Origin of the sequence: Segetibacter koreensis DSM 18137 (genome assembly GCF_000374045.1) — a bacterium.
In the GTDB taxonomy this organism is placed as follows: domain Bacteria; phylum Bacteroidota; class Bacteroidia; order Chitinophagales; family Chitinophagaceae; genus Segetibacter; species Segetibacter koreensis.
Genome location: NZ_KB893318.1, coordinates 111,896 through 134,691, shown reverse-complemented (window position 1 = coordinate 134,691; position 22,796 = coordinate 111,896). Strand labels below are relative to the sequence as shown.

General features: G+C 37.5%; 17 protein-coding genes. 12 read left to right on the top strand and 5 right to left on the bottom strand.

Annotation, left to right across the window (positions count from 1 at the left end; genetic code table 11):
- Positions 1 to 257 precede the first annotated feature (257 nt).
- Entirely contained in the window at positions 258 to 1,604 is a 1,347-nt protein-coding gene (gene rseP / locus B154_RS0106665) for an RIP metalloprotease RseP (protein WP_018612763.1), read from the top strand.
- Between the two features lie 119 nt (positions 1,605 to 1,723).
- Here the strand turns inward: rseP and B154_RS0106660 are convergent, their stop codons facing one another.
- Positions 1,724 to 2,878, bottom strand: coding sequence for a Gfo/Idh/MocA family protein (locus B154_RS0106660; protein WP_018612762.1), 1,155 nt, complete (start codon positions 2,876 to 2,878; stop codon positions 1,724 to 1,726).
- 906 nt (positions 2,879 to 3,784) lie between these two features.
- Positions 3,785 to 3,922, bottom strand: coding sequence for a hypothetical protein (locus tag B154_RS32190; protein ID WP_157580524.1), 138 nt, complete (start codon positions 3,920 to 3,922; stop codon positions 3,785 to 3,787).
- Between the two features lie 233 nt (positions 3,923 to 4,155).
- Here B154_RS32190 and B154_RS0106650 point away from each other — a divergent pair, with 233 nt between their 5' ends.
- The 7 genes from B154_RS0106650 (at position 4,156) to B154_RS0106620 (ending at position 12,773) form a co-directional block, all read left to right on the top strand.
- Positions 4,156 to 5,025, top strand: a complete 870-nt coding sequence (locus tag B154_RS0106650; protein WP_018612760.1) for an ABC transporter substrate-binding protein — start codon at positions 4,156 to 4,158, stop codon at positions 5,023 to 5,025.
- A gap of 29 nt (positions 5,026 to 5,054) precedes the next feature.
- Positions 5,055 to 6,161 carry a hypothetical protein gene (locus tag B154_RS0106645; protein ID WP_018612758.1) on the top strand — a complete coding sequence of 369 codons (1,107 nt, stop codon included), beginning with the start codon at positions 5,055 to 5,057 and terminating at the stop codon, positions 6,159 to 6,161.
- A 404-nt stretch (positions 6,162 to 6,565) separates the two neighbouring features.
- On the top strand, positions 6,566 to 7,624 hold the full coding sequence (locus B154_RS0106640) for a class I fructose-bisphosphate aldolase (RefSeq protein ID WP_018612757.1): 1,059 nt from the start codon (positions 6,566 to 6,568) through the stop codon (positions 7,622 to 7,624).
- Between the two features lie 227 nt (positions 7,625 to 7,851).
- Positions 7,852 to 8,766: an acetyl-CoA carboxylase, carboxyltransferase subunit beta gene (gene accD, locus B154_RS0106635; RefSeq protein WP_018612756.1), complete on the top strand. Its 915-nt coding sequence runs from the start codon at positions 7,852 to 7,854 to the stop codon at positions 8,764 to 8,766.
- A gap of 104 nt (positions 8,767 to 8,870) precedes the next feature.
- Positions 8,871 to 9,314 (top strand): SsrA-binding protein SmpB, encoded by a 444-nt coding sequence (gene smpB / locus B154_RS0106630; protein WP_018612755.1) that lies wholly within the window; start codon positions 8,871 to 8,873, stop codon positions 9,312 to 9,314.
- Between the two features lie 95 nt (positions 9,315 to 9,409).
- Positions 9,410 to 10,339 (top strand): hypothetical protein, encoded by a 930-nt coding sequence (locus tag B154_RS0106625; RefSeq protein ID WP_018612753.1) that lies wholly within the window; start codon positions 9,410 to 9,412, stop codon positions 10,337 to 10,339.
- Between the two features lie 265 nt (positions 10,340 to 10,604).
- Positions 10,605 to 12,773: an LTA synthase family protein gene (locus B154_RS0106620; RefSeq protein ID WP_157580521.1), complete on the top strand. Its 2,169-nt coding sequence runs from the start codon at positions 10,605 to 10,607 to the stop codon at positions 12,771 to 12,773.
- 84 nt (positions 12,774 to 12,857) lie between these two features.
- On the opposite strand, the gene B154_RS0106615 is transcribed toward B154_RS0106620, so the two are convergent.
- Both B154_RS0106615 and B154_RS0106610 read right to left on the bottom strand, forming a co-directional pair.
- The gene (locus tag B154_RS0106615) at positions 12,858 to 15,782 is read right to left on the bottom strand and encodes an FAD-binding and (Fe-S)-binding domain-containing protein (RefSeq protein WP_018612747.1); all 2,925 of its coding nucleotides are present in this window, start codon (positions 15,780 to 15,782) and stop codon (positions 12,858 to 12,860) included.
- Between the two features lie 310 nt (positions 15,783 to 16,092).
- Positions 16,093 to 16,314, bottom strand: a complete 222-nt coding sequence (locus B154_RS0106610) for a hypothetical protein (protein ID WP_157580517.1) — start codon at positions 16,312 to 16,314, stop codon at positions 16,093 to 16,095.
- Between the two features lie 458 nt (positions 16,315 to 16,772).
- On the opposite strand from B154_RS0106610, the gene B154_RS0106605 reads away from it, so the two are divergent.
- Complete coding sequence (locus tag B154_RS0106605) at positions 16,773 to 17,288, top strand: DUF2911 domain-containing protein (protein WP_018612744.1); 516 nt, start codon at positions 16,773 to 16,775, stop codon at positions 17,286 to 17,288.
- A gap of 47 nt (positions 17,289 to 17,335) precedes the next feature.
- Here B154_RS0106605 and B154_RS0106600 read toward each other — a convergent pair whose 3' ends face one another.
- On the bottom strand, positions 17,336 to 19,177 hold the full coding sequence (locus B154_RS0106600; protein WP_018612743.1) for a UbiD family decarboxylase: 1,842 nt from the start codon (positions 19,175 to 19,177) through the stop codon (positions 17,336 to 17,338).
- 78 nt (positions 19,178 to 19,255) lie between these two features.
- Between B154_RS0106600 and B154_RS0106595 the strand changes: the two genes are divergently transcribed.
- The 3 genes from B154_RS0106595 to B154_RS0106585 all read left to right on the top strand — a co-directional run bounded on the left by B154_RS0106595 (position 19,256) and on the right by B154_RS0106585 (position 22,757).
- Entirely contained in the window at positions 19,256 to 19,972 is a 717-nt protein-coding gene (locus tag B154_RS0106595) for a pyridoxine 5'-phosphate synthase (protein WP_018612742.1), read from the top strand.
- 364 nt (positions 19,973 to 20,336) lie between these two features.
- Entirely contained in the window at positions 20,337 to 21,470 is a 1,134-nt protein-coding gene (gene hppD, locus B154_RS0106590) for a 4-hydroxyphenylpyruvate dioxygenase (RefSeq protein WP_018612741.1), read from the top strand.
- Between the two features lie 129 nt (positions 21,471 to 21,599).
- Complete coding sequence (locus B154_RS0106585; RefSeq protein WP_018612740.1) at positions 21,600 to 22,757, top strand: homogentisate 1,2-dioxygenase; 1,158 nt, start codon at positions 21,600 to 21,602, stop codon at positions 22,755 to 22,757.
- The last annotated feature ends 39 nt before the right edge of the window (positions 22,758 to 22,796 follow it).

The window sequence follows — 22,796 nt, the reverse complement described above, 5'->3', positions numbered from 1 at the left end:
TAAATGAAATTATGACGTCGGCATTAGTATATACACCAGCTTTGCTTGCGTCGCACTCTTGTACTGTAAATCTTTGAGAAACAATTAAAAACCTTTAACTAAATACTTAAACAAAATTGAATGTTTATGGTTTTATTTGCTGAATACGGAGTTGTGGTACAAGTGAGTGACACAACAAAAGCTGAATAAAGGTTGATAGACGGAAACCAAATTATAATTTAAATCACAAAAAAATTAGTCCCGTCAGGGATTTAGGCATGACATTATTAGCTATAGACTGGAGCAGTGTAGCAGTTAAAACAGGACAGTTTATTTTATCTTTTTCAATATTGGTCATTTTGCACGAAATGGGACACTTCTTTCCTGCAAAATGGTTTAAGTGCCGCGTTGAAAAATTCTTTCTTTTCTTCAATCCATATTTTAGTTTGTGGAAGAAAAAAGTGGGCGAGACCGAATACGGCCTCGGCTGGGTTCCCTTTGGTGGATACGTAAAAATTTCTGGTATGGTGGATGAGAGTATGGATAAGGAGCAATTAAAAAAACCCGCAGAACCATATGAATTCAGAAGCAAACCGGCCTGGCAGCGGTTGATCATAATGATTGGAGGAGTAGTAGTAAATATTGTACTGGCTATTTTTCTTTTTATAATGATTATGTACGTATGGGGTGAAGAATATTTACCTGCAAAAAACCTTACTTACGGTGTACATGCTGATAGCCTTGCAACGCAGATAGGCATAAAAGACGGTGACAAAATTGTATCGGTTGATGGTAAGCCATTAGACAATTTTGGAACCATTGGAGCAGAAATAATTTTAGGAGAAGCAAAACAAATTGGTGTAATCAGAAATGGCCAGAATGTAAACATCCCTATTCCTGACGGTTTTATAAAGAAACTGAATAAAAATAAGCTGGAAGGTTTTGTTGAAATCAGGGTACCAACCTTTGTGGACTCTGTTGCAAAGACCGCAAAATTTATAGATGGCAAACTAGAAAAAGGTGACCAAATTATTGCTTTCGACGGCGCCCCTGCCCCATTCTTTCATGACTTAAATACCTACAAGAAAAATAAGGTAAACCAGGTCGCAACTCTTACTGTTTTACGCCATAGCGACACAGCTAACGTAAAGGTGAAACTTGATGAAAAAGGATCAATTGGTTTTATAGCGCGGGATCCATTTACAATTTTAGGCACTACCACAAAAAAATACACACTTGCACAATCTATTCCTGAAGGTTTTACCAAATGTTTTCAGACATTAGACAGGTATGTTACTGGTTTAAAGCAATTGTTTACAGGTAAAGTAAATGCCAGCGACTCATTAGGAAGCGTAATAAGCATAGGAAATACATTTCCCAGCTTGTGGGACTGGCAACGTTTTTGGACACTGACCGCTATATTTTCTATCATACTCGCCTTTATGAATATTCTGCCAATTCCCGCACTGGATGGAGGACACGCATTGTTTACTCTTGTAGAAATGGTAAGTGGACGTAAACCGAGCGACAAGTTTATGGAATATGCTCAAATGGCTGGTATGGCACTCCTGTTAGGACTAATGGCATATGCATTAGGGCTGGATTTTTGGAGATTGTTTAAATAAGATTTTTTAGATATAATTGTTATTAAGAGGAAATAAATAAAATTATTTCCTCTTAATATTTTATACCAATAATACTTTCTGAATGCTTTTTTTTAAAAATCAAATAAAATCTTGCCTTTTTATAGTTGCACCCGTTGCCCTGTATTTGCAGCTTTATGAATTGCCTCGACGATCCTTATATCCCTAAGTCCTTCTTCACCCGGCACCAGCATTGGCTTCCCCTGCATGATCGACATAGCATTATCATCCATTTGTTTAGCCTGTTGCCATGGAACATCATAAGGAAAATTAATCACACCAAGTGGACTGCTGCCTTGTACTCCCGCATATGCCTGGTACGGTGCTATTTTAATTTCCCCTTTTTCACATTCAATATTGAGGTAGTTGATGTTTTCACCAAAACTGGTCTTTATGTCCGCCGTAATGCCACCGGGAAATTCTAATGTAGCTATAGCAGTCTCGTCAAGACCATTTTTGTAAATCTCAGGACGGGTAGTAGATGTTTTTGCCGATACTACAGCAATCGGTTCCATTCCCGTTCCCATTCTTGCACCCTGTATGGAATAGACACCCATGTCATACATCACTCCGCCGCCCATTTCCTTTTTTTGTTTCCAGTGGTCTGTACGGTTTTCAACATAGCCCGCACCGCAACTCACCTTCTTAACGTTGCCAAGTAATTTACCTTTTACGATCCTGCGGTATTCCTGTGTGTTCGGTTCATGTTGCAGGCGGTAACCGATAGCAAGAGATTTTTTGTTTTTGCGGCACGCATCTATCATCTCCTGGCATTCCTTTGCTGTTATAGCCATTGGCTTTTCACACCATACATGTTTGCCGGCATTTGCAGCGCGAATGACATACTCCTTGTGCATAGAAGGAGGAAGCACCACATACACTACATCTATATCACCGTTGTTGACGATCTGATCGAAGCTTTGATAATTGTAGATATTCTTATCGGGAATGTTGTATTTCTTCTTCCAGACCTCGGCCTTCGCCGGTGTTCCTGTAACAATACCTGCGAGGTAACACTTTTTAGTTTGTTGTAGTGCAGGAGCCAGGAGGTCGGTACTATAATATCCTAAACCTACAAGAGCCACGCCCAGCCGATCTTTCTTTGCCCTCGTGGCAGCCAATAAACTATGAGGAGAGAAAAGTATACCGGCACTACCCACGGCAAGTGTTTTCAATACATCTCTACGTGAAATTAACAAGCTCGATTCTGGGTTTTGATGTAACAGCGACTCTTCAGCAGAATTTATGTTTTTCATTTTTATTTTTTATTTTGCGTTTTACTTTTTCCTACATACTTGTCTTACCTGGTGATAGTTGACGTGGATGTAAGAACAGGCTTTATTTATCTCTAGTTGGGTTACTTTAGATTAATATATGCCTTTAATTAAAAAAAATTTCTTTGATAATGATCAGGTTCTTTTACGAATCACCTTCATAAAACGGCGAATATTCAACAATCTATTACCTACTTGACGACTAATATATAAAATTTTAAAATAATGCAGCAAAAATATGAGTAGGTATGAAACAGGTACCATTAGCGCAACAGTAAATAAAATGTTTATTTTACTATTTAGCGTAAAACGATCGGTAGATTATTGTGGAAATGAAAATTGTAGTAACAGATGACTACGTTTAATGTTGCACGTTTTTAATGATAGGAAAGACCGATGCCAACCTCGCAGACTAACAAATACAGGTGTTTGATGTAGAAAGAAACGTTGCTACAATTATTTACTGAAAAATAAAAAAGCTTAATAAAAACAACAGAACGACTTTGAAAAAATCAATCAGCCATTTTTTAGCGTTATTGTTTTTGGAATAATACGGTGATGAAGGCTGTGAGTAGGCGATGTGCATTGTATTTTTCATACGGTTGGATTAAAAATTATAGACTAAAGTTATTTTAACCCTAATAACCATTCTGGTTCAAAAAGCTTTTTTTATGCTCGAAAAAGACATTTTCGCCAATAAAAATTGGCAGAGTAAAATTCTATGCCTCACTCCTACTTGTTCTATTTTATCCTTTCCAGGCTAAAATTTACAGGAACAGCGGAAAAATTGTTTCGCCCTACTTCCTAACACGAAATCACTTTTCTTAACCGCTATTCCTTCTCTTTAAAATGTTAAAATCAATAATTTTTTATTGACCTTGTATTCTGCTACGAAACAATAAAACCGATCACAAACAAGACCACTATTTTAAGAAATTCTTTAAACCATCTTGCTGCATTATTGCTTTTTCTATAATCATTTGCGCACAGTGGTTGCGAATAGTACAAGTAACTCGTCTTTTTCATACTTATAAAATTTAGAATTAAAGTTATTCACTCTGTTATTTTCATTTTGGCTGTAAAAGACAATTCCCTGCTCCAATACGTTTCTTTTCACGTATGTTATACATTAACTAATTCTATTGCATCTGAAAGGTGTCTTATACGTATCTAAATAACTTTTTCACGCGTTTTATTGCTTCTATACACATTACTATCCGACTCTTATAGAAGTTTCTTTAGCTTCGACTTCTTTTCAAATGCCCATTTCTCCAACAGGTAAGCTGAACAATTTCAAAAACCTTTCTTTTATTCCTAAAAGAATTGTATCGCTCGTTCCTTCTCAAACCGAATTATTATTTAGTTTAGGATTAGATGAAGAAGTAGTAGGCATCACTAAATTCTGCGTTCATCCTGAACATTGGTTTCGAAAAAAACAACGTGTAGGAGGAACAAAAACTATTAAAACGGATGTTGTAAAATCATTACAACCAGATCTTATAATTGCTAGTAAAGAAGAGAATGTAAAAGAGCAAATTGAGGAGCTGAAACAAATAGCACCGGTATGGGTAAGTGATATTAAAACACTCGATGATGCTCTCGAGATGATAACCTCGATGGGAATACTTGTACATCAACAGATCAAGGCAAATAAACTGGCAACCGAAATAAAAGAGGCTTTTGAACAAATTATACCTATAAAAGAAAAAACGAAAACTGCATATTTAATCTGGAAAGATCCCTATATCGCTGCAGGTGCAGACACTTTCATACATGATATGCTTAGCTGTTGTGGCTTAACAAATACTTTTGCAGGTATAAACCGCTACCCTGAAATAACAATCAGCGAAGTTTTACCTATACAGCCATCGTCAAAAATAAACACCTCGAATTCTGTAAACCGCCAAGAACCATCTGTTACCAATGATCTGTCATCTCAAAATTGCGATCTTGTTCTACTCTCATCAGAGCCCTACCCTTTCAAACAAAAACATCTTACGGAACTTCAAACAATACTGCCAGCTACTAAAATAATGCTCGTCGACGGCGAAATGTTTAGCTGGTATGGTAGCCGCCTTTTGCAATCCGCCCAATATTTTAAGAATTTGATTCAGCGAATCCAAGGTTAATAAAGTACATTTATCTATTAACTACCTACATGGCTTTTTCAGATATTACAAATGCAGAAAGGGAGAAAAAAACAGATGCGCCTTCCAGAAAGAAGCCTTTCTATCCTATTAACAACCAACTTCGCGGCTACCTTAAACACAACGGCAGGGAAGTTAACCTTCCGGTCAGTTATGATGACCTGGCCCGTATCACCTATTCTGTACCATTAAAAGATAAGGATGGAAAAGATACATTTTGGGAGAAAGCGTTGTACGATATGAATCAATGGGAATATTTACGCGATGGTTTAATTACAATTTATGCTATTTTAAAAACAGAAGGAGATCTCACCTTCTCAAAACACCTGGATGTTGCGAGAATTGATTATTGCGCATTTGGAAACAGTAATCCTTTTCGAATTCGTATCGTTAACAAATACAACGACAACTATGACCATTTTTATATAAAGGTTGCTGATGCCTCGCGTATTTACGGTCTTGAACTTGAGCATATTTTATCCCCTAACCGCATTACCTATTTTACACATTACAACACGTTGGTTGAAGAACATATACCGGGCATACCGGGTGATCTGTTTACTCAAAAATTCCTTAACGAACCAAATACGAATAAAATACGTTTCGCAAAAGAATTTGTGAAGTTTAATGAAAGGTGTTTTGTAAGGTTACTCGGCGATATGCGTAGTTATAATTTTGTTGTAGATATAACACCTGACATTGAGGACTTTCAATACCGTTTGCGAGCTATAGATTTTGACCAGCAATCGTACGAAGGAAGGAAAAATCTGTACCTGCCGCAGTATTTTAAAGAAAATCTTATTCTTGTTAACCTCACCCTGCAATACCTCAACAAAGATTCTATAGAACAATACCAGTCAGAAGAACGGACTATGATGGCTTTTCGGGTAGCAGATTCGCGCTATAGGCTAATGGAACTTTTTAATACCATGTGTAAAGATGTCATTTCGACCCCCGAAAAGATGGAACAGTTGAAGCATGAATTGGCATCCTATTTTAACAATCCGAAGTTTTTAAAATGCGAATCGATGGGAGATGTTGTAAAATTAAACTTAAAGCAAACCCTTCGAAAAAATTTATACCTTATACAGCAAGCAAAAAGGAAAAAAACGAATTAAAGGCAATTGCGGCATTTTCAATATTCGCTGGCTGGAAGGGAGAAAAGAATTCGTCGTATCTATTCATGTCTACCATCGTTATCGCTGCGTCGCTCAAAATATCACTTGTTTCATCCCTTCTCACATTTTTTATTTAATCTTTTCTAATTTTATATTTTAATATCCGAGTTAAAATAAAGCCCAAAATCATCTCATGGACTACTCCTAAATTTACCATTACCTTTGTAAACGCTATATTAACAGCATTTCCTCAAGGCTTTTACTTGTCTACTAACGAGATATAGACTGTGTTCGGCGAAAAAGAACAAAAAATATCTAAAAGTTTTGGAGAAAATTGACCTAACCCAACTTAATAAGTTATACGTAAGGTTTAAAAATAATAAAACGAGAAGAAATTATTATTCATGGTAAATCAACAAATTTTGAAATTACTTGGAGATAAAGCAGAATTTCTGCTAAGTCACGAATGTAAAACCATAGATAAGTCTGCTCTTCACCTTCCCTCTCCGACACATGTGGATGACGTATGGATTAACAGCAACCGCAATAACCAGGTGCTAAGAAGTATGCAGATTTTGCTGAATGGAGGACGTTTAGGTGGTACTGGTTTTTGCAGTATTTTTCCTGTGGACCAGGGAATAGAGCATAGTGCTGGAAGTGCTTTCTCTCCAAACCCAATATATTTCGATCCTGAAAATATTATTAAACTGGCAATAGAAGGCGGTTGCAACGCAGTAGCTTCTACATTTGGAGTGCTGGGAATAATGAGTCGGAAATATGCACACAAAATTCCTTTCGTGGTTAAGATTAACCACAACGAACTTTTAAGCATGCCCAATACATACGACCAGGTTATGTTCGGGACAATAAAAAGTGCCTGGAATATGGGAGCCGTAGCTGTAGGAGCAACAATATATTGGGGAAGCCCGGAAAGCAGGAAACAGTTGCAGGAGGTAGCTTTGGCGTTTGAAATGGCGCATGAATTAGGCATGGCAACCATTCTTTGGTGTTATACACGTAACAATGGTTTCAAGGTGGATGGTGTCGACTTTCATACTTCTGCCGATCTTACCGGCCAGGCAAATCACCTGGGCGTTACTTTGCAGGCAGATATTATAAAACAGAAATTACCAACTAATAACGGGGGCTATCTTGCAACCAAACACGGTAAAACAAACAAACTTGTATACGAAAAATTAACAACCGATCATCCTATAGACCTTACTCGCTATCAATTACTAAATTGTTATAATGGGCGCGTTGGTTTAATTAACAGCGGGGGCGAAAGTTTGGGCGAAAGTGATTTGCAAGAGGCGGTCATTACAGCAGTGGTAAACAAACGTGCCGGTGGAATGGGCCTTATTTTAGGACGTAAAGCTTTTCAACGTCCTTTTAATGACGGCGTTCATTTGCTGAATACCTGCCAGGATGTTTACCTTGACAATAGTATAACAGTAGCTTAAAGTAAAAGGAATGCAACGTAAACAAGCAATTTTTTTATTACGGTATATCAGTTTTTAACTGATGTTTGCATACCAAAAACAGTATTATTTCACTAAGTTTTGTATTTACAATAATATTTAAACAAAATTTACCGGCAGAAGAATTAATATTCAGCAATTTGTCATTAGCTGTAATTATTTACATATAAATTGCAGGACATTTTCTTCAATACCGCATTTTGAACAACATGAAAAAAGAAGAAGAGGATTTCGATGCCAAATTAACCGGCGAAAAAGAGAAGCAGGAGGAAGCGAAGCAGCGCTGGTTTAAACGAATAAAAAAAGGCATACTTACAACGACCTCTGAAAAAAAAGAAACACCTGAAGGTCTGTGGACAAAGTGCCCGGAGTGTAACTTCATAACCACTTCCGCAGACTTGCGTGAAAACCTGTTTGTATGTCCTAAGTGTGATCATCATCATCGTATTGGAAGTGAAGAATATTATGAAATAATATTTGACAACCAGGAATATGAAGAGTTATTTGATAACATTCGCAGTAAAGATTTTTTAGGCTTTACTGATTTGAAGCCGTATGGAAAAAGGCTGGAAGACATATGGGAAAAAACCGACCTTACAGATAGCATGAGAGTTGCTGTAGGTAATGTTGGCGGTAAAGAAATAGTGCTGGCATGTATGGATTTCGAATTTATCGGCGGAAGTCTTGGAAGTGTAATGGGTGAAAAGTTTAGCCGTGCCGTTGACTACTGTATAGAACATAGATTGCCATATATGGTTATTAGCAAAAGTGGTGGTGCACGTATGATGGAAAGTGCATTCAGCCTTATGCAACTTGCAAAAACAAGTGGAAAGCTATCACAATTAACGGATGCAGGACTTCCATACATAAGCATGCTTACAGATCCAACATTTGGTGGTATAAGCGCCAGCTTTGGCATGCTCGGAGATTTAAACATTGCCGAACCCGGGGCCTTAATTGGTTTTGCAGGACCGCGGGTTATTAAAGAAACCATAAAAAAAGACCTTCCTCCCGGTTTTCAGCGAAGCGAATTTTTACTGGAGCATGGCTTTCTTGATTTTATAGTTCACCGAAAAGAATTAAAATATAAGATATTTCAACTTGTTCTTCTGTTTCAAAGCTAATATCACAACAACTGTAAGACGATAAAGCAAATTGAAGGATTAAAAGATGTATCAGGGAAACTTTTAGTCAGCTATTTGCTTTTCACTATTAACTACTGACTAATATGGCTACAAAAGAAATGAATAACAGGTCGGCTTATCACGAATATTATATTGAAGATAAATGGACGGCAGGGATTGTTTTACTGGGAACAGAAGTTAAAAGTATTCGGGAAGGAAAAGTAAGCTTTAATGACAGTTTTTGTCTTTTGCATAAGAATGAACTATGGGTTCGCGGATTGTATATTGCAGAATATGCTTTGGGAACAAGTAACAATCACATAGCGGTGCACGATCGGAAATTATTGCTTACAAAAAGAGAACTGAGAAAGATCGAAAACCGTATGAAAGATAAAGGATATACAATAGTTCCTTTGCGTGTATTCTTTAATGACAAACATTTAGCTAAAGTAGAAATTGGAATTGGAAGGGGTAAAAAACAGCACGACAAACGTGAAACATTAAAGAAAAAAGACACAGAAAGAGAGATAAAACGTTACCTGAAATAACCTAATCCTCACCTTGTCAGAAATAATTTAATCCAAGTAAAGGTGGCATTAAAATGGCTGCCTTCCTCAACTTTAAATGAAGTATTAATCACCTTATGAAATTGTATCCATCGAAAAGTGTTATATTTTTTGTTGTTTTGTTTAACTTTCTTTTTATTTCTTTAGTATCTGCACAGTCGGTAAAAGGCTTATGGTATGGTGTAGGGCAGGTAAGTAAATATGGCGACAACAACAACTACCTTTCTGAACTAAAATTGAAACAAACAGGAAAAAAAGTAACGGGTGAATTTAATTACTTTTTCCGCAGGTCAGAAATAAAGAGCAAAATTTCAGGTACATACGACGCGAAAACACGAACGCTTTTTTTAAATACAAGCCCCGTTCTGAACTTCCAGGCTAAAAATGAAAATGGCGCAGATTGCCCTATGAAAGGCGTGTTCACATTAAAGGTTTCCAGAATAGAATCAACATTATCAGGACAATTTGTTGCAAGCAGCGATTACAAGTTAACCTGTCCTGATATTACTGTAAAATTTACCAAGGGGATAAATGAGCAACCATTGCCCACCGATACTACTCCTGAAGTAGAAATAGTAACTGTCCCTCCTGCTGCACCAAAAAAGCAAATAGATCCCAATGAAAAACTGGTAGCAGCGCTCAATAGCAGAGCCTTTGACGCAAGCCCTGTAATAGATGTTGATGCAGACAGTTTAAAAGTTACTCTTTACGACAACGGAGAGGTTGACAATGACACCATTTCTTTGTTCTATAACCGTAAATTGGTAGCAGCCAAAAAAATGCTCAGCGATCAACCATTAACATTTATGTTACCGGTTGATACAACCGTAAACGAAATAGCGATGTACGCAGAAAATCTTGGAAAACTTCCTCCAAATACGGCGTTAGCGGTAATTTATGCAGGAGATAAAAGGTATGAACTTGGCATGACCAGTACATTTATAAAAAATGCTACCATACGGTTTAGGCGAAAACAAAAAACATCAGATCCTAAAAATATTAATTAAAAGTTATAGGTGCTATAACGCGAAAAGTACAGGCAGCTTAAAAAGCTGCTTTTTTCATTTGTTATAATAATCGTTAGGTTAATTAATCTTCATTTTCTAATTTTTTGCATCAACCTTACATCTCGACTAATAATTATTAGTGTAAGGTCTACGTATTAACAATTTAATTTTATAAATTCAACCTTCTACCTTTTTTACACTTTATGCTTGCAAAGGTTTTAATTTAACTTTGGACGGTTTCAGAATCACAATAACCAGTCCCGGCATGATTACAAACAAGAAAGTGGCTACTAAAGATTTTTCAGATACAGATATTTATTTGTCGAACGCCAAAAAAGTGAAGAATAGCTTTTTAAATGGCAGACTGTCTCCTGTTTTTATACTTATTGCTTTGGCGCTTGGTATTTCGTTTTTAACAAGAATTGCTCTTCTTTTTAAAACAGGTAGAAATTTTGATTGGAGCTTTACTAACCTAACCGGCTCATTTACCATTGGCGCCCTTTTCGACCTGTCTATGGCAAGCTACCTCATTGTTCCTTTTGTTTTTCAAATCTGGCTAACCAACGAAAAAATATATTCAAAACAATGGAAATGGTTCGGCATTGGAGCCTACGTTATTATTATTGGTATTTTATTGTTTACCAATTTAATTCCTGCAGACTTTAATGCAGACCTTAAAAAGGCTTTGACCGCTTATATTGTACTACGTTTCATTATTTTCGTTTGCCTCCTTTTTACCGAAAGCGCATCCAGGAAAAAATGGAGAACAGCAGTTCTATATTTCGACTTTTTTCTTGTCATTTTTTTGTTGCTCTTTAATGCTGTAAGCGAATGGTTCTTTTGGGATGAATTCTCGGTCAGATACAACTTTATAGCAGTCGATTACCTGGTCTACACGAATGAAGTTTTAGGAAATATAAAAGAGTCTTACCCTATTCCGGCAATTGTTACCGTGATACTTATTATCACAGCCGCTGTCTTTTTTCTTATACGGCCACTTTTAAAAAAAGCTGTTTATGCCCCTTCATCTTTTCTTACACGTACGCTAATTTCCTGTTTGTTGCTTGGTATATGTGCTCTTAATTACTTTTATGTAAAGGAAGACTGGAGAAATTTTAGTAAAAATGAATACGCTAATGAATTGGCTGGCAATGGCATTTTTCAGTTTTCAAATGCTTTCTGGCACAATGAACTTGATTTTTTCAAATTTTACAAAATCCTTCCAGATGCAGAAGCTTTTAATATTGTAAAAGCAGATTTAGCAGTTCCTAACAGCAAATTTACCAGCAATGACTTATACAGCATAGAACGTGAAATTAGCTATAACCAGCCCGAAAAACATCATAACGTGGTTTTGATAAGTATCGAAAGCCTGAGCGCGGATTTTATGAGGTCTTTTGGTGGAAAGCAAAATATTACTCCCTACCTGGATTCGCTTGCAGGACACAGTATTTTTTTTAGAAGTCTGTATGCCTCGGGCACGAGAACTGTAAGAGGACTTGAAGCTTTGTCACTAGCATTGCCACCGTCATCAGGACAAAGCATTGTAAAGAGGCCGGGAAATGAAAATCTCTTTTCGCTGGGAAGCGTCTTTAAATCAAAAGGTTATATCACTCAATACATTTACGGCGGCTATAGCTATTTCGATAACATGAAATACTTTTTTGGGAATAATGATTACCAGGTTATTGACCGGGAATCGTTAAAACCCAATGAAGTCCATTATCAAAACATCTGGGGAGTGGCAGACGAAGATCTATTTACGCTTGCGGGCAGAACGATGGATAGTAATTATGCCAAAGGGAAACCTTTTTTCGCACAGGTTATGACCGTCTCGAATCATCGTCCATATACATATCCTGAGGGTCGTATAGATATTTCACCCAATACTCATTCAAGAGAAGGGGCGGTAAAATACACAGACTATGCTATCAACAGATTTTTAAAAGAGTCATCATTAAAACCATGGTACAACAATACTATTTTTGTAATTGTTGCCGACCACTGCGCCGGAAGCGCAGGTAGCGTAGAGTTGCCGGTAACCGGCTATCATATTCCCTTGCTTATTTTTGCCCCCGGCATTGTACAACAGCCACAGGTAGTAGATAGATTAATGGCACAAATAGACATTCCACCAACTATTCTTGGCATGCTTAACTTTCATTATAAAACGAAGTTTTTCGGACAAGATATTTTTAACTTGCCAGCAGGCAAAGAAAAAGCATTTATAAGCACGTATCAGGGTCTGGGCTTTTTGCAGAATGATCGATTAATTGTACAAGCCCCGGTTAGAAAACTAAAAGAATATAAACCAAATTTTGAGACAGGTTCTGCAACAGAGACACCAATAAATGATTCACTGGCCAAAAAAGCAATTGCTTATTACCAGGTGGCTTCATGGTTGATAAAGAATAAACGGTATACTAAAAATTAAAAAACAAATTATTTAGTTCAAATCTTATTAAGGTTGGATTTTCTTTTTGATTACCAATTATTTAGAACACATTTTAAAAACATCTCACTTCAGTGCCTCATATAAAATTTCAACAGGATGTTTTGCTTTCCTTTTTGTACCGTCTTTTATCTGGTGCCGGCAACTTGTTCCTGGTGCAGCTATAATAACATCTTCAGGCTGTTTTCTTACTGTTGGCAGTAGTACCAGTTCACCAATTTGCATAGATATATCGTAATGTTCTTTCTCGTAGCCAAATGATCCGGCCATGCCGCAACATCCGGAAGGAATAGTCTCTACCGTATAATTTTCAGGCAGTGATAGTGCATGTTCCGAAGCGCCCAATGCACCCCAGGCTTTTTGCTGGCAGTGGCCATGTAGTTTAATTAGTCTTTTTTCAGTAGTAAACTGTTCTTTAGTGATGTTTCCCTTAGCAATTTCTTTTGTAATGAACTCTTCTATCATGTAAACATTAGAGGATAATTCTTTAGCTGTCTGCAGCTGGTTATCGTCTGCGAGGTCTACATATTCATCGCGGAATGTAAGAATGGCCGAGGGCTCTACACCAATTAATGGAGTCTGTTCATTGATGATAGAGCTAAGCAACTCAATATTTTTTTGTGCAATTTTCTTTGCCTCCCGCAATAAACCTTTTGACAACCATGCTCTTCCGCTTTCTTCGTGATTCGGTATCTCTACTTCATATCCTAATTTTTCCAACAACAGTATTGCTTTAATTCCTATTTCTGTATCGTTATAGTTAGTAAACTCATCGCAAAACAAGTAAACCTTACTTTTTGCATCTAACATTCTACTATTAACTTCTCTCCTATGCTTCTCAAACCATTTCCGCAAAGTTGTTTTATACATCGTCGGCATGGATCGCTCAGCAGCAAAACCCGAAAATCTTTTTACCAATTTACTGACACCTTTACTGGTCATCATAAAATTGTACATTCCAGGAAGCAGAGCTCCGAGCTTTGCGGAGTTATTAAAATTCGCTATCAGTCTAGAACGGAAAGGAACACCATTCGCGTCATAATAATGCTGCAGAAACTCAGCCTTTAGTTTGGCCATATCAACGTTTGATGGACATTCGGATTTGCAGCCTTTACAACTAATGCACAAATCCATCACGTCTTTTATCTCTTCGTGGTCAAACCTGTTTAGTTTATCTGAATTGGTTAGAAACTCTCTTAAAATATTTGCTCTTGCCCTTGTAGTATCTCTCTCATTTCGGGTAGCCATAAATGAAGGACACATAGTACCGCCTGACAATTCTGTTTTCCTGCAATCGCCGGAACCATTACACTGTTCGGCATGCTGCAATATATCCTGGTCATAAAAACGGAAGATGGTTTTAAATGCAGGTGTTTTTTGGCCCGGAGTGTACCGCAACATCGTATTCATCGAAGGAGTATCGACAATCTTATTAGGGTTAAAAACATTGTACGGGTCCCAGCTATGTTTAATCTCTTTTAAAAGCTGGTAATTTTTTTTACCAACCATCTGCTCTATAAACTCACCACGCAATCTTCCATCACCATGTTCTCCACTTAATGAGCCATTATACCTTTTAACTAGAGCAGCAATTTCCTCTGCAATTGTTCTGAATAATTTATTGCCTTCAATTGTTTTTAAATTTATAATGGGACGTAAATGTAACTCGCCCGAACCCGCATGGGCATAATGCACCGAATGCAGGTTATACTTCTTTAGTATTTCGTTGAAGTCACGAATATAGGCAGGCAGATCATTTACATCTACCGCAGTATCTTCAATTACCGGAACAGCTTTATCATCGCCCGGCAGGTTGCTAAGCAATCCAAGGCCGGCCTTTCGCAATGTCCATATTTTTTTTGTATCAGCGCCAAACAACAGTGGAAAATGGTAACCGAGGCCTGCTGCACGCATATCAGTCTCCACCTGCCTCGCAATTTCCACGACTTCCTCCCGATTGCTTCTGGCGTATTCTATTACTAATATAGCTCCCGGGTCACCCTGTACAAAAAACCTGTTTTGAATTTGTTCTTTATTATCTTTCGTACATTCAAGAATGTAATGATCTATCAATTCACTTGCGCTGGGCTTGTACTTTAATGCTATAAGGTTAGCTTTTAACGCTTCGTCAATTGTATTAAAATGTACACAAAGCAAACCAGGTTCTTTGGGAGGCAACGGGCTAACATTCAATTTTATTTCAGTAATAAAAGCAAGAGTACCTTCGGACCCGGCTATCAGTTTACAGAAATTAAAATCTTCACTACCTGCGGTAAAAGGCGCTGTTTCAAGCAATACGTCTATAGCATAACCGGTGTTCCTTCTTTCAACACTTTTCTTGGGAAACTCTTTTCTTATTTCTACCTGGTTTTCGTAGTTACTTAATAAGCGACGTATTGTTTTATAAATATTTGCCTCTATAGTTTCACCTTCACATTTTGCATGAAATTCTTCAATATCAAGCGCTTTAAATTCAGCCTCTGACCCATCGCTCAGTAAGGCTTTTACTTCCAGTAAATGTTCCCTTGTGCTACGATAAACAACAGAGTTAGAACCGCACGAATTATTACCAACCATGCCACCAATCATTGCGCGGTTAGCGGTAGATGTTTCAGGTCCAAAAAACAAACCATGGGGCTTTAAAAACATATTTAATTCATCGCGGATAACCCCGGGTTCTACACGCACCCATTTCTCGTCAACATTAAGTTCAAGTATTTTAGTAAAATTTTTAGATACATCAACCACAATTCCCTTGCCTACAACTTGCCCTGCAAGTGATGTACCTGCAGTTCGCGGTATCAAAGATGTTTTTTCGGCGCGAGCGAAAGCAATAAGTTTTTTAATATCCGCGACTGTGCGAGGGATTGCGACAGCAAGCGGCATCTCCCGGTATGCTGATGCATCGGTAGCATATAAAATTCGCATTCTTTTATCAAAATATAACTCACCTTCCAGTTCACGGGATAATTGCTTCAGCTTCAAATTCATCTTTTTATATTAAACAGCAGCAAAAATAGTCTGTTTAATCTATAGATGGAAAGTCCTGCTTATTTCAGGATTTGTTATTTTTTGACTAACAGAAGTTTTTTAGTGAGTCATCGCCGTGTGAATTGCATTTGCTTACACATTATTATTCAACTTTGCCCTAAGAGAATTTATTTTGTCAACTCACTACATCGCAATTCGAAACACTTCGGTAAAAAGGGATTGTCACTAGAGCAAAGTTGCAGTAAGGATTAGCAAACAATAGTGCGCAAACAATAAATCCGGCAAAGTAAGGCAAAATGATTTGTTAGGTTTAATGCAAAGAATCACTCTCAAATTTATCGCCCCAAATGATCTGCATTAGCTTAGCTCCTTTTTCGGCAGCAGCTCTTTGCTTCTTAAGTTCGTGTTCTAATTCAGCAATTCTTGCCTCTAACTCAGTAATCGGGTTTGGAATATCATTATTTTGTTTCTCAACATTTTCCTGTACAAACATTTCAATCGTCAATTGGTTAGAGCTGATACTATTTTTCATAAGCAAAGTTTTATAAGGCCATTCTATACTACAAACGTTTAATCGAAGTTCCGTTTTAATTGAAACCCCGGCTTTTCCCGGCAATGGTTGAAGAATATTGTACTTTAGACGAGATATCTCGTAACAATTTTTCAAATTGTTACACTTAAAAATTCGTATTAATGGAAGTCATATTTATAGACGCATTTTATCATTGAAAAGTTTATTTTTTCATTCTTTTTTAAAAAATAAACTTTACCCGATATTCTAGCATTCATTAAATATGCTTTAAAAACAAGTGCCTTTTATTTTTGCAATATTAGCAATGCCTGACCTTTTTTGCAACTTAAAAATCTGATATTTTTGTTTTACAAAGGAAACGTAAAAGCTTTTTAAACAACAACTTATTTAAAACATTTTAATAATTCAGGCATCTTATTTGCTTATTTTTATTCTCAAATAAATATAAAAAGACCATTATGAAAAAGATTTTAATGTTTTCGCTTATTGCAGCCTTATTTATCACCCTGAAAAGCTTCGCCCAGGAAGATAAGTCTAAAAGGCCAAGCCCTCCTGCAAAGGTTTCGCAAACTACTTCCAACGGTAATACTATTACAATTGATTACAGTCAGCCAAGCGTTAAAGGCCGAACAATAGGTAAAGAGATTGCACCTTACGGTAAAGTATGGCGCACCGGCGCAAATGAAGCAACCGTTTTCGAAATTTCAAAGGATGCGAAAATAAACGGTAAGCCGCTTCCAGCAGGCAAGTATGGTTTATATAGTATTCCGGGCGAAAAGAACTGGACCATTATTTTTAATAAAAAATGGAAACAGTGGGGAACTGAATATAATGAAGGTGATGATGCTTTACGCATAGAAACACAAGCAGAAAGTGCACCATCGGCTACAGAAAAAATGACTTTCAATGTAGGTAAAGACGGAAAGGTGACATTATTATGGGGTGATAAATCAGTAAGTTTTACAGTTAGTTAGAAATAACTAATAACGATTATAAAAAAGCCTGGAACTTCCGGGCTTTTTTATTTAATGGCGTTGTATAAGCTTCCACCTTTTTCAAATAAACGGTCTATTTTTTTTTCTATAAAAGGATCTTTTTGAACAGGCGGCGCATGATGAGGTTTTATACGTGCATCCATTAACAGTGGCCCGTTACAACCCCAATGCTTATTGATGGTATAAGAGTTTATTCCATAAATATCATGAGAAGGATTACATCTTGTATAAGTAACCCATAAGTAATTATTGAAAGCATTGCTGGTAAAACTGCTGTCATCACAAATAATAATAAATGGTGTTTGCTGCAACTCTGCAGCCTTATCTTTCAACTGTTCATTTAACGCCTCCATCTCGCGGTGAGCTTCGTTATAACTTAAAAAAGGCTTCGTTTGTAAAGAGACAACGCCCGGCATACACAGTTGTGCATTCTCAAATTGCTGAAGATTTTTTAATGCATCAGGCACTTGTTTACATAATTCTCTTTTTACATCGCCATAAGCTGCAAACACTACTTTGCTGCCGCTGTTTAAGCCTGTTCCTGAATAATCAAGTGTATCAATAGTTGTGTTTGTATAAAAATGAACATCACGTGTAAGATCGATATGTTGAAGCATATATTCCATAAAGCCTCTTACATCATGTGTAGTAAGGCGGTTTGTGTCATCGGCAGTAATAAATAAAAATTTAGCAAGGCTAAGTTGACCGGTGCCTAAAATATGGTTGGCAATTGTGAGAATTTCCGCAGGTTGTTTTGCAGGCATATACGGAGTATATCTTTCACTACCAATAGCAAGCAACAACGGATGGACACCAGCTGCATCAACAGCATGCACTTCTTTTAGCCCTGGTATCTCCTGCGGAATTGCATCACCTGTTATTTCATGTATCAATTTTCCAAAACTTGTATCTTCCTGCGGTGGCCTTCCAACAACCGTAAAAGGCCAGATAGCATTTTTTCGCGCATATACTTTTCTAACCTTCATTAATGGAAAAGGATGTTGCAGGCTATAGTAGCCCAGATGATCACCAAAGGGCCCTTCAGGTTTATTTTCTCCCGGGTAAACTTCTCCGGTAATGACAAAATCAGCATCAGTACTAATACAAAAACCATCGTTGTAACTATATCTGAAACGCCTGCCACCTAAAACACCTGCAAATGTCATTTCGCTGATTCCTTCCGGCAGCGGCATCACCGCAGATAAAGTATGTGAAGGTGGGCCACCGACAAAACAACTCACTTTTAATGGTAATCCCTTTTTATTTGCTTTGCTTTGATGAATACCGATACCCCTATGCAACTGGTAATGCAGTCCAATTTCTTTATTTAGCTCATATTCATTTCCTGTTAACTGTATGCGATACATCCCAAGGTTCGCCTTCATGATCCCCGGCTGATCTATGTCTTCAGTATATACCTGGGGCAATGTTACAAATGCTCCCCCGTCCATAGGCCAGTGATGGATTAAGGGTAAGTCAGCAATATTGATTTCGTTTGCAAGAACTGGTTTAGATAACGGATTTTTTAACGGCAATGCTTTCAACGCAGCTAAACCTGCATTAAAATTTTTAAAAGGCTGCTTTATGGCTTTTACAGGATCGTTTTTTAACTCTATCAGTTTACGTACCGAAGCTAAAGTATCTCTGAAAATAAACTTACTTCTCTCCAACGAACCAAATATATTAGATGCTGCCCGGTACTTTGTTCCTTTTACGTTTTCATATAACAACGCCGGTCCGCCTGCTTCGTGCACCCTCAAATGTATAGCGGCCATCTCAAGATAGGGATCTACTTCTTCTTTAATACGTACCAAATGACCATTCTTTTCAAGGTCGAGCAAACATTCTTCTAAGGAAGTGTAAGACATAGGTGCAAAAGTACGGTGCAACACGTTAGCTTTAAGTGAGGCAATTATCTTACTCCTTAAACCCTTTACCTTTGCAGCATGACAAAACTTAGCGTAAACATCAACAAGTTTGCTACCTTAAGAAACAGCCGTGGTGGCAATAACCCTAATGTGTTGAAGGCAGCATTGGATGCAGAACGTTTTGGAGCCGATGGAGTGACAGTGCATCCCCGTCCCGATGAAAGGCATATAAGATACCAGGATGTAAGAGAAATAAAAGAAGCAATTACAACAGAATTTAACATCGAAGGAAATCCACAGGAACAAAAATTTGTAGATCTTGTATTGGAAGTAAGACCAGATCAGGTAACACTTGTACCCGATGCACTTGGGCAAATAACATCTAATCATGGATGGGATACAATAAAAAATAGAGATTACCTGGTAGAAATAATTGCGGTATTTAAAAATGCTGGAATCCGAACTTCTATTTTTGTTGATCCTGATATAAAAATGGTGGAAGGCGCAAAAGCGACAGGAACAGACAGAATTGAACTATATACAGAAGGCTATGCCAAACATTTTCACGATAATAAGGAAGCTGCAATAAGGCCATTTATAACAGCAGCTAAAGCAGCAAACGCAGCAGGTTTAGGAATAAATGCCGGTCATGATCTCGATCTGCAGAACCTGAAATATTTTGCTCAAAACATTCCCGGTCTTCTTGAAGTTTCTATTGGTCATGCTTTGGTTTGCGATGCTATTTATCTTGGCTATGAGAACGCCGTGCAAATGTATAAAAGGCAGTTACAGTAGACTGCATAATTTTGGTAAAACGAAATGTTGTTTGATGGTTTGCAGTATAAGCGACACCACGAAATCTGACATGTTCCCCAGTATGCGCCACACGTATCACCGTTTCTATAGTACAAATCGATCGTTTTAAAAGATAAACCCCCCTTTGAATAAATTTTGACCCTTTTTTAGAATAATGTATATTTGAGTACTATTATTTCATGAGGCCTGATTATCCAAATAAAATTTTTTCTGACAGGTACAACAACTATGCTTGCCTCATGGAAGCGCTTGCAACAGATACGGTAGTATAATTCTTCTTTTTATCTTTTAGTTACACACTGCGTTAGCACTGCATTCTTTATTTTATTTTAAAAAGATTTTTATGCCAGCCGTTATTGAACAAAAAAAGATAATAAATACAAATACCGATTTCTTACCTCTTGACGGAACTGATTATATAGAGCTATATGTGGGCAATGCGAAACAGGCTGCTCACTATTATATGAGTGCTTTTGGCTTTCAGGCTGTTGCGTATGCGGGGCCTGAAACAGGGGTAAAAGACCAGGCCAGTTACGTTATACGTCAAAACAAGCTGACCTTTGTTTTAACAACACCTGTTCGTCCGCACAATGAGATGGCCGAACACATTTATATGCATGGTGATGGCGTGAAACACATAGCGCTAAAAGTGAATGATGCGTCGGATGCGTGGGAACAAACAATGAAACGTGGGGCAAGCAGCTTTTTAGAACCGGTGCGTTTAGAAGACAGTTACGGTGAAGTGGTAATGAGTGGTATACATGTTTACGGCGACACAGTTCATCTTTTTTTAGAAAGGAAAAACTATACTGGTCCCTTTATGCCTGGTTACCGGCAGTGGAACAATCCACATTTTCAGCCAAAAGACACAGGACTGTTATACGTCGATCATTGTGTAGGAAATGTTTGCTGGAACCAAATGAATCGCTGGGTACAGTTTTACGAAGATGTGATGGGTTTTAAAAATATTCTGACGTTCGATGATCAGGACATATCAACAGAATATTCTGCTCTTATGAGCAAAGTAATGAGCAGTGGAAATGGCTTTGTAAAGTTCCCGATTAATGAGCCGGCAGAAGGAAAGAAAAAATCGCAGGTAGAAGAATATCTTGAATTTTATAATGGACCTGGTGTACAGCATGTAGCAATGGCTACCAACAATATTGTTGCCACAGTAAGGGAATTAATGAGCAGGGGTGTTGAATTTTTAAAAGTACCTAATACTTATTATGATACCCTTTTAGACCGCGTTGGACATATAGACGAAGACCTGGAACCGCTAAAAGAATTAGGCATTTTAGTTGACCGCGACAATGAAGGATATTTACTTCAGCTGTTTTCGAAACCGGTACAAGACAGGCCAACACTTTTTTTTGAAATTATACAACGAAAGGGTGCAAAAAGTTTTGGCAAAGGTAACTTTAAAGCACTATTTGAAGCTATAGAAAGAGAACAGGCCGCGAGAGGAAACTTGTAACGACCCAATGTTCTCTCGCTTGTTTCAATTCATTAACAGGTAATATCTCAAAAAAGAATTTTTTACTTATTACCGTCTTTTTTGTGGCATTTAAAATAAACCGGTAAACATTTTAAAACTTACGATGCTATGCCTTATTATTATTCATTAGGTAAAATTCCTCCCAAACGGCATACACAGTTTCGTAAGCCAAATGAAGAATTATATTCGGAAGAATTGTTTTCGACCGAAGGTTTCTCAAATGATTATTCCCTTTTGTATCATGTATACCCGCCGACACAAATCATAAAAACAGAAAAACCTGTAAACGTAGCTCCGGAAATTGCAGAAGAAAAGATGCTGAAGCATCGAAGTTTTGAGGGTTTCAATATAAAACCATCTGAAGATTTTTTAAACAGCCGTATTCCCGTTTTAGTGAATAATGATGTACACATTGTTTTGGCATCACCGGAAACCAGTGTTGAAAATTATTTTTATAAAAACGCAGATGCAGATGAAATCATCTTTATTCACAAAGGAATGGGAGTCTTAAAAACAATGTATGGCAGTTTGCCTTTTTCTTATGGAGATTATTTAGTTATTCCGCGCGGTACTATTTACCAGCTACATTTTCAAAATAATGAAAACAGGCTGTTTATTATAGAATCGTTTAGTCCTGTTCGTTTTCCCAAAAAATATTTGAGTAAGTATGGCCAGCTATTAGAGCATTCTCCTTATTGTGAGAGGGATATAAGGCCCCCAGAAAGTTTAGAAACACATTCTGAAAAAGGAGACTTTTTGGTACGAACTAAAAAGAAGGGAATTTTATATAACATCCATTACGCCGGGCATCCTTTTGATGTTGTAGGTTGGGATGGATGTTGTTACCCTTATGCTTTTTCCATTCATGACTTTGAGCCTATTACAGGCCGACTTCATCAGCCCCCACCTGTGCACCAGACTTTTGAAGCTAATAATTTTGTGGTTTGTTCTTTTGTTCCCCGGTTGTTCGATTACCATCCGCTTTCGATTCCTGCACCTTATAATCACAGCAACATTGATAGCGATGAAGTGATCTATTATGTTGATGGCGATTTTATGAGCCGGAAAAATGTAACGCGAGGAATGATAACGCTTCATCCGGGAGGCATTCCTCATGGCCCACACCCGGGAACCGTCGAAAAAAGTATTGGGGCTAAAGAAACAAAAGAGTTAGCAGTTATGGTAGATACGTTTCATCCGTTGATGCTAACAAAACAGGCATTGGAAATTGAGAATGAAGGTTACATACATAGCTGGATAGAGTAATTCTTCTTTTCAGCAAAAAGTGTAGCAAGTCAACCAATT

Bases quoted from the DNA above. Each gene is read 5' to 3' on its own strand.
- B154_RS0106615 (WP_018612747.1), bottom strand. From the start codon at position 15,782: ATGAATTTGAAGCTGAAGCAATTATCCCGTGAACTGGAAGGTGAGTTA.
- B154_RS0106645 (WP_018612758.1), top strand. From the start codon at position 5,055: ATGGCTTTTTCAGATATTACAAATGCAGAAAGGGAGAAAAAAACAGAT.
- rseP (WP_018612763.1), top strand. From the start codon at position 258: ATGACATTATTAGCTATAGACTGGAGCAGTGTAGCAGTTAAAACAGGA.
- smpB (WP_018612755.1), top strand. From the start codon at position 8,871: ATGGCTACAAAAGAAATGAATAACAGGTCGGCTTATCACGAATATTAT.
- B154_RS0106640 (WP_018612757.1), top strand. From the start codon at position 6,566: ATGGTAAATCAACAAATTTTGAAATTACTTGGAGATAAAGCAGAATTT.
- B154_RS0106610 (WP_157580517.1), bottom strand. From the start codon at position 16,314: ATGAAAAATAGTATCAGCTCTAACCAATTGACGATTGAAATGTTTGTA.
- B154_RS0106620 (WP_157580521.1), top strand. From the start codon at position 10,605: ATGATTACAAACAAGAAAGTGGCTACTAAAGATTTTTCAGATACAGAT.
- B154_RS0106595 (WP_018612742.1), top strand. From the start codon at position 19,256: ATGACAAAACTTAGCGTAAACATCAACAAGTTTGCTACCTTAAGAAAC.
- hppD (WP_018612741.1), top strand. From the start codon at position 20,337: ATGCCAGCCGTTATTGAACAAAAAAAGATAATAAATACAAATACCGAT.
- B154_RS32190 (WP_157580524.1), bottom strand. From the start codon at position 3,922: ATGAAAAAGACGAGTTACTTGTACTATTCGCAACCACTGTGCGCAAAT.
- B154_RS0106625 (WP_018612753.1), top strand. From the start codon at position 9,410: ATGAAATTGTATCCATCGAAAAGTGTTATATTTTTTGTTGTTTTGTTT.
- B154_RS0106660 (WP_018612762.1), bottom strand. From the start codon at position 2,878: ATGAAAAACATAAATTCTGCTGAAGAGTCGCTGTTACATCAAAACCCA.
- B154_RS0106605 (WP_018612744.1), top strand. From the start codon at position 16,773: ATGAAAAAGATTTTAATGTTTTCGCTTATTGCAGCCTTATTTATCACC.
- B154_RS0106600 (WP_018612743.1), bottom strand. From the start codon at position 19,177: ATGTCTTACACTTCCTTAGAAGAATGTTTGCTCGACCTTGAAAAGAAT.
- accD (WP_018612756.1), top strand. From the start codon at position 7,852: ATGAAAAAAGAAGAAGAGGATTTCGATGCCAAATTAACCGGCGAAAAA.
- B154_RS0106585 (WP_018612740.1), top strand. From the start codon at position 21,600: ATGCCTTATTATTATTCATTAGGTAAAATTCCTCCCAAACGGCATACA.
- B154_RS0106650 (WP_018612760.1), top strand. From the start codon at position 4,156: ATGCCCATTTCTCCAACAGGTAAGCTGAACAATTTCAAAAACCTTTCT.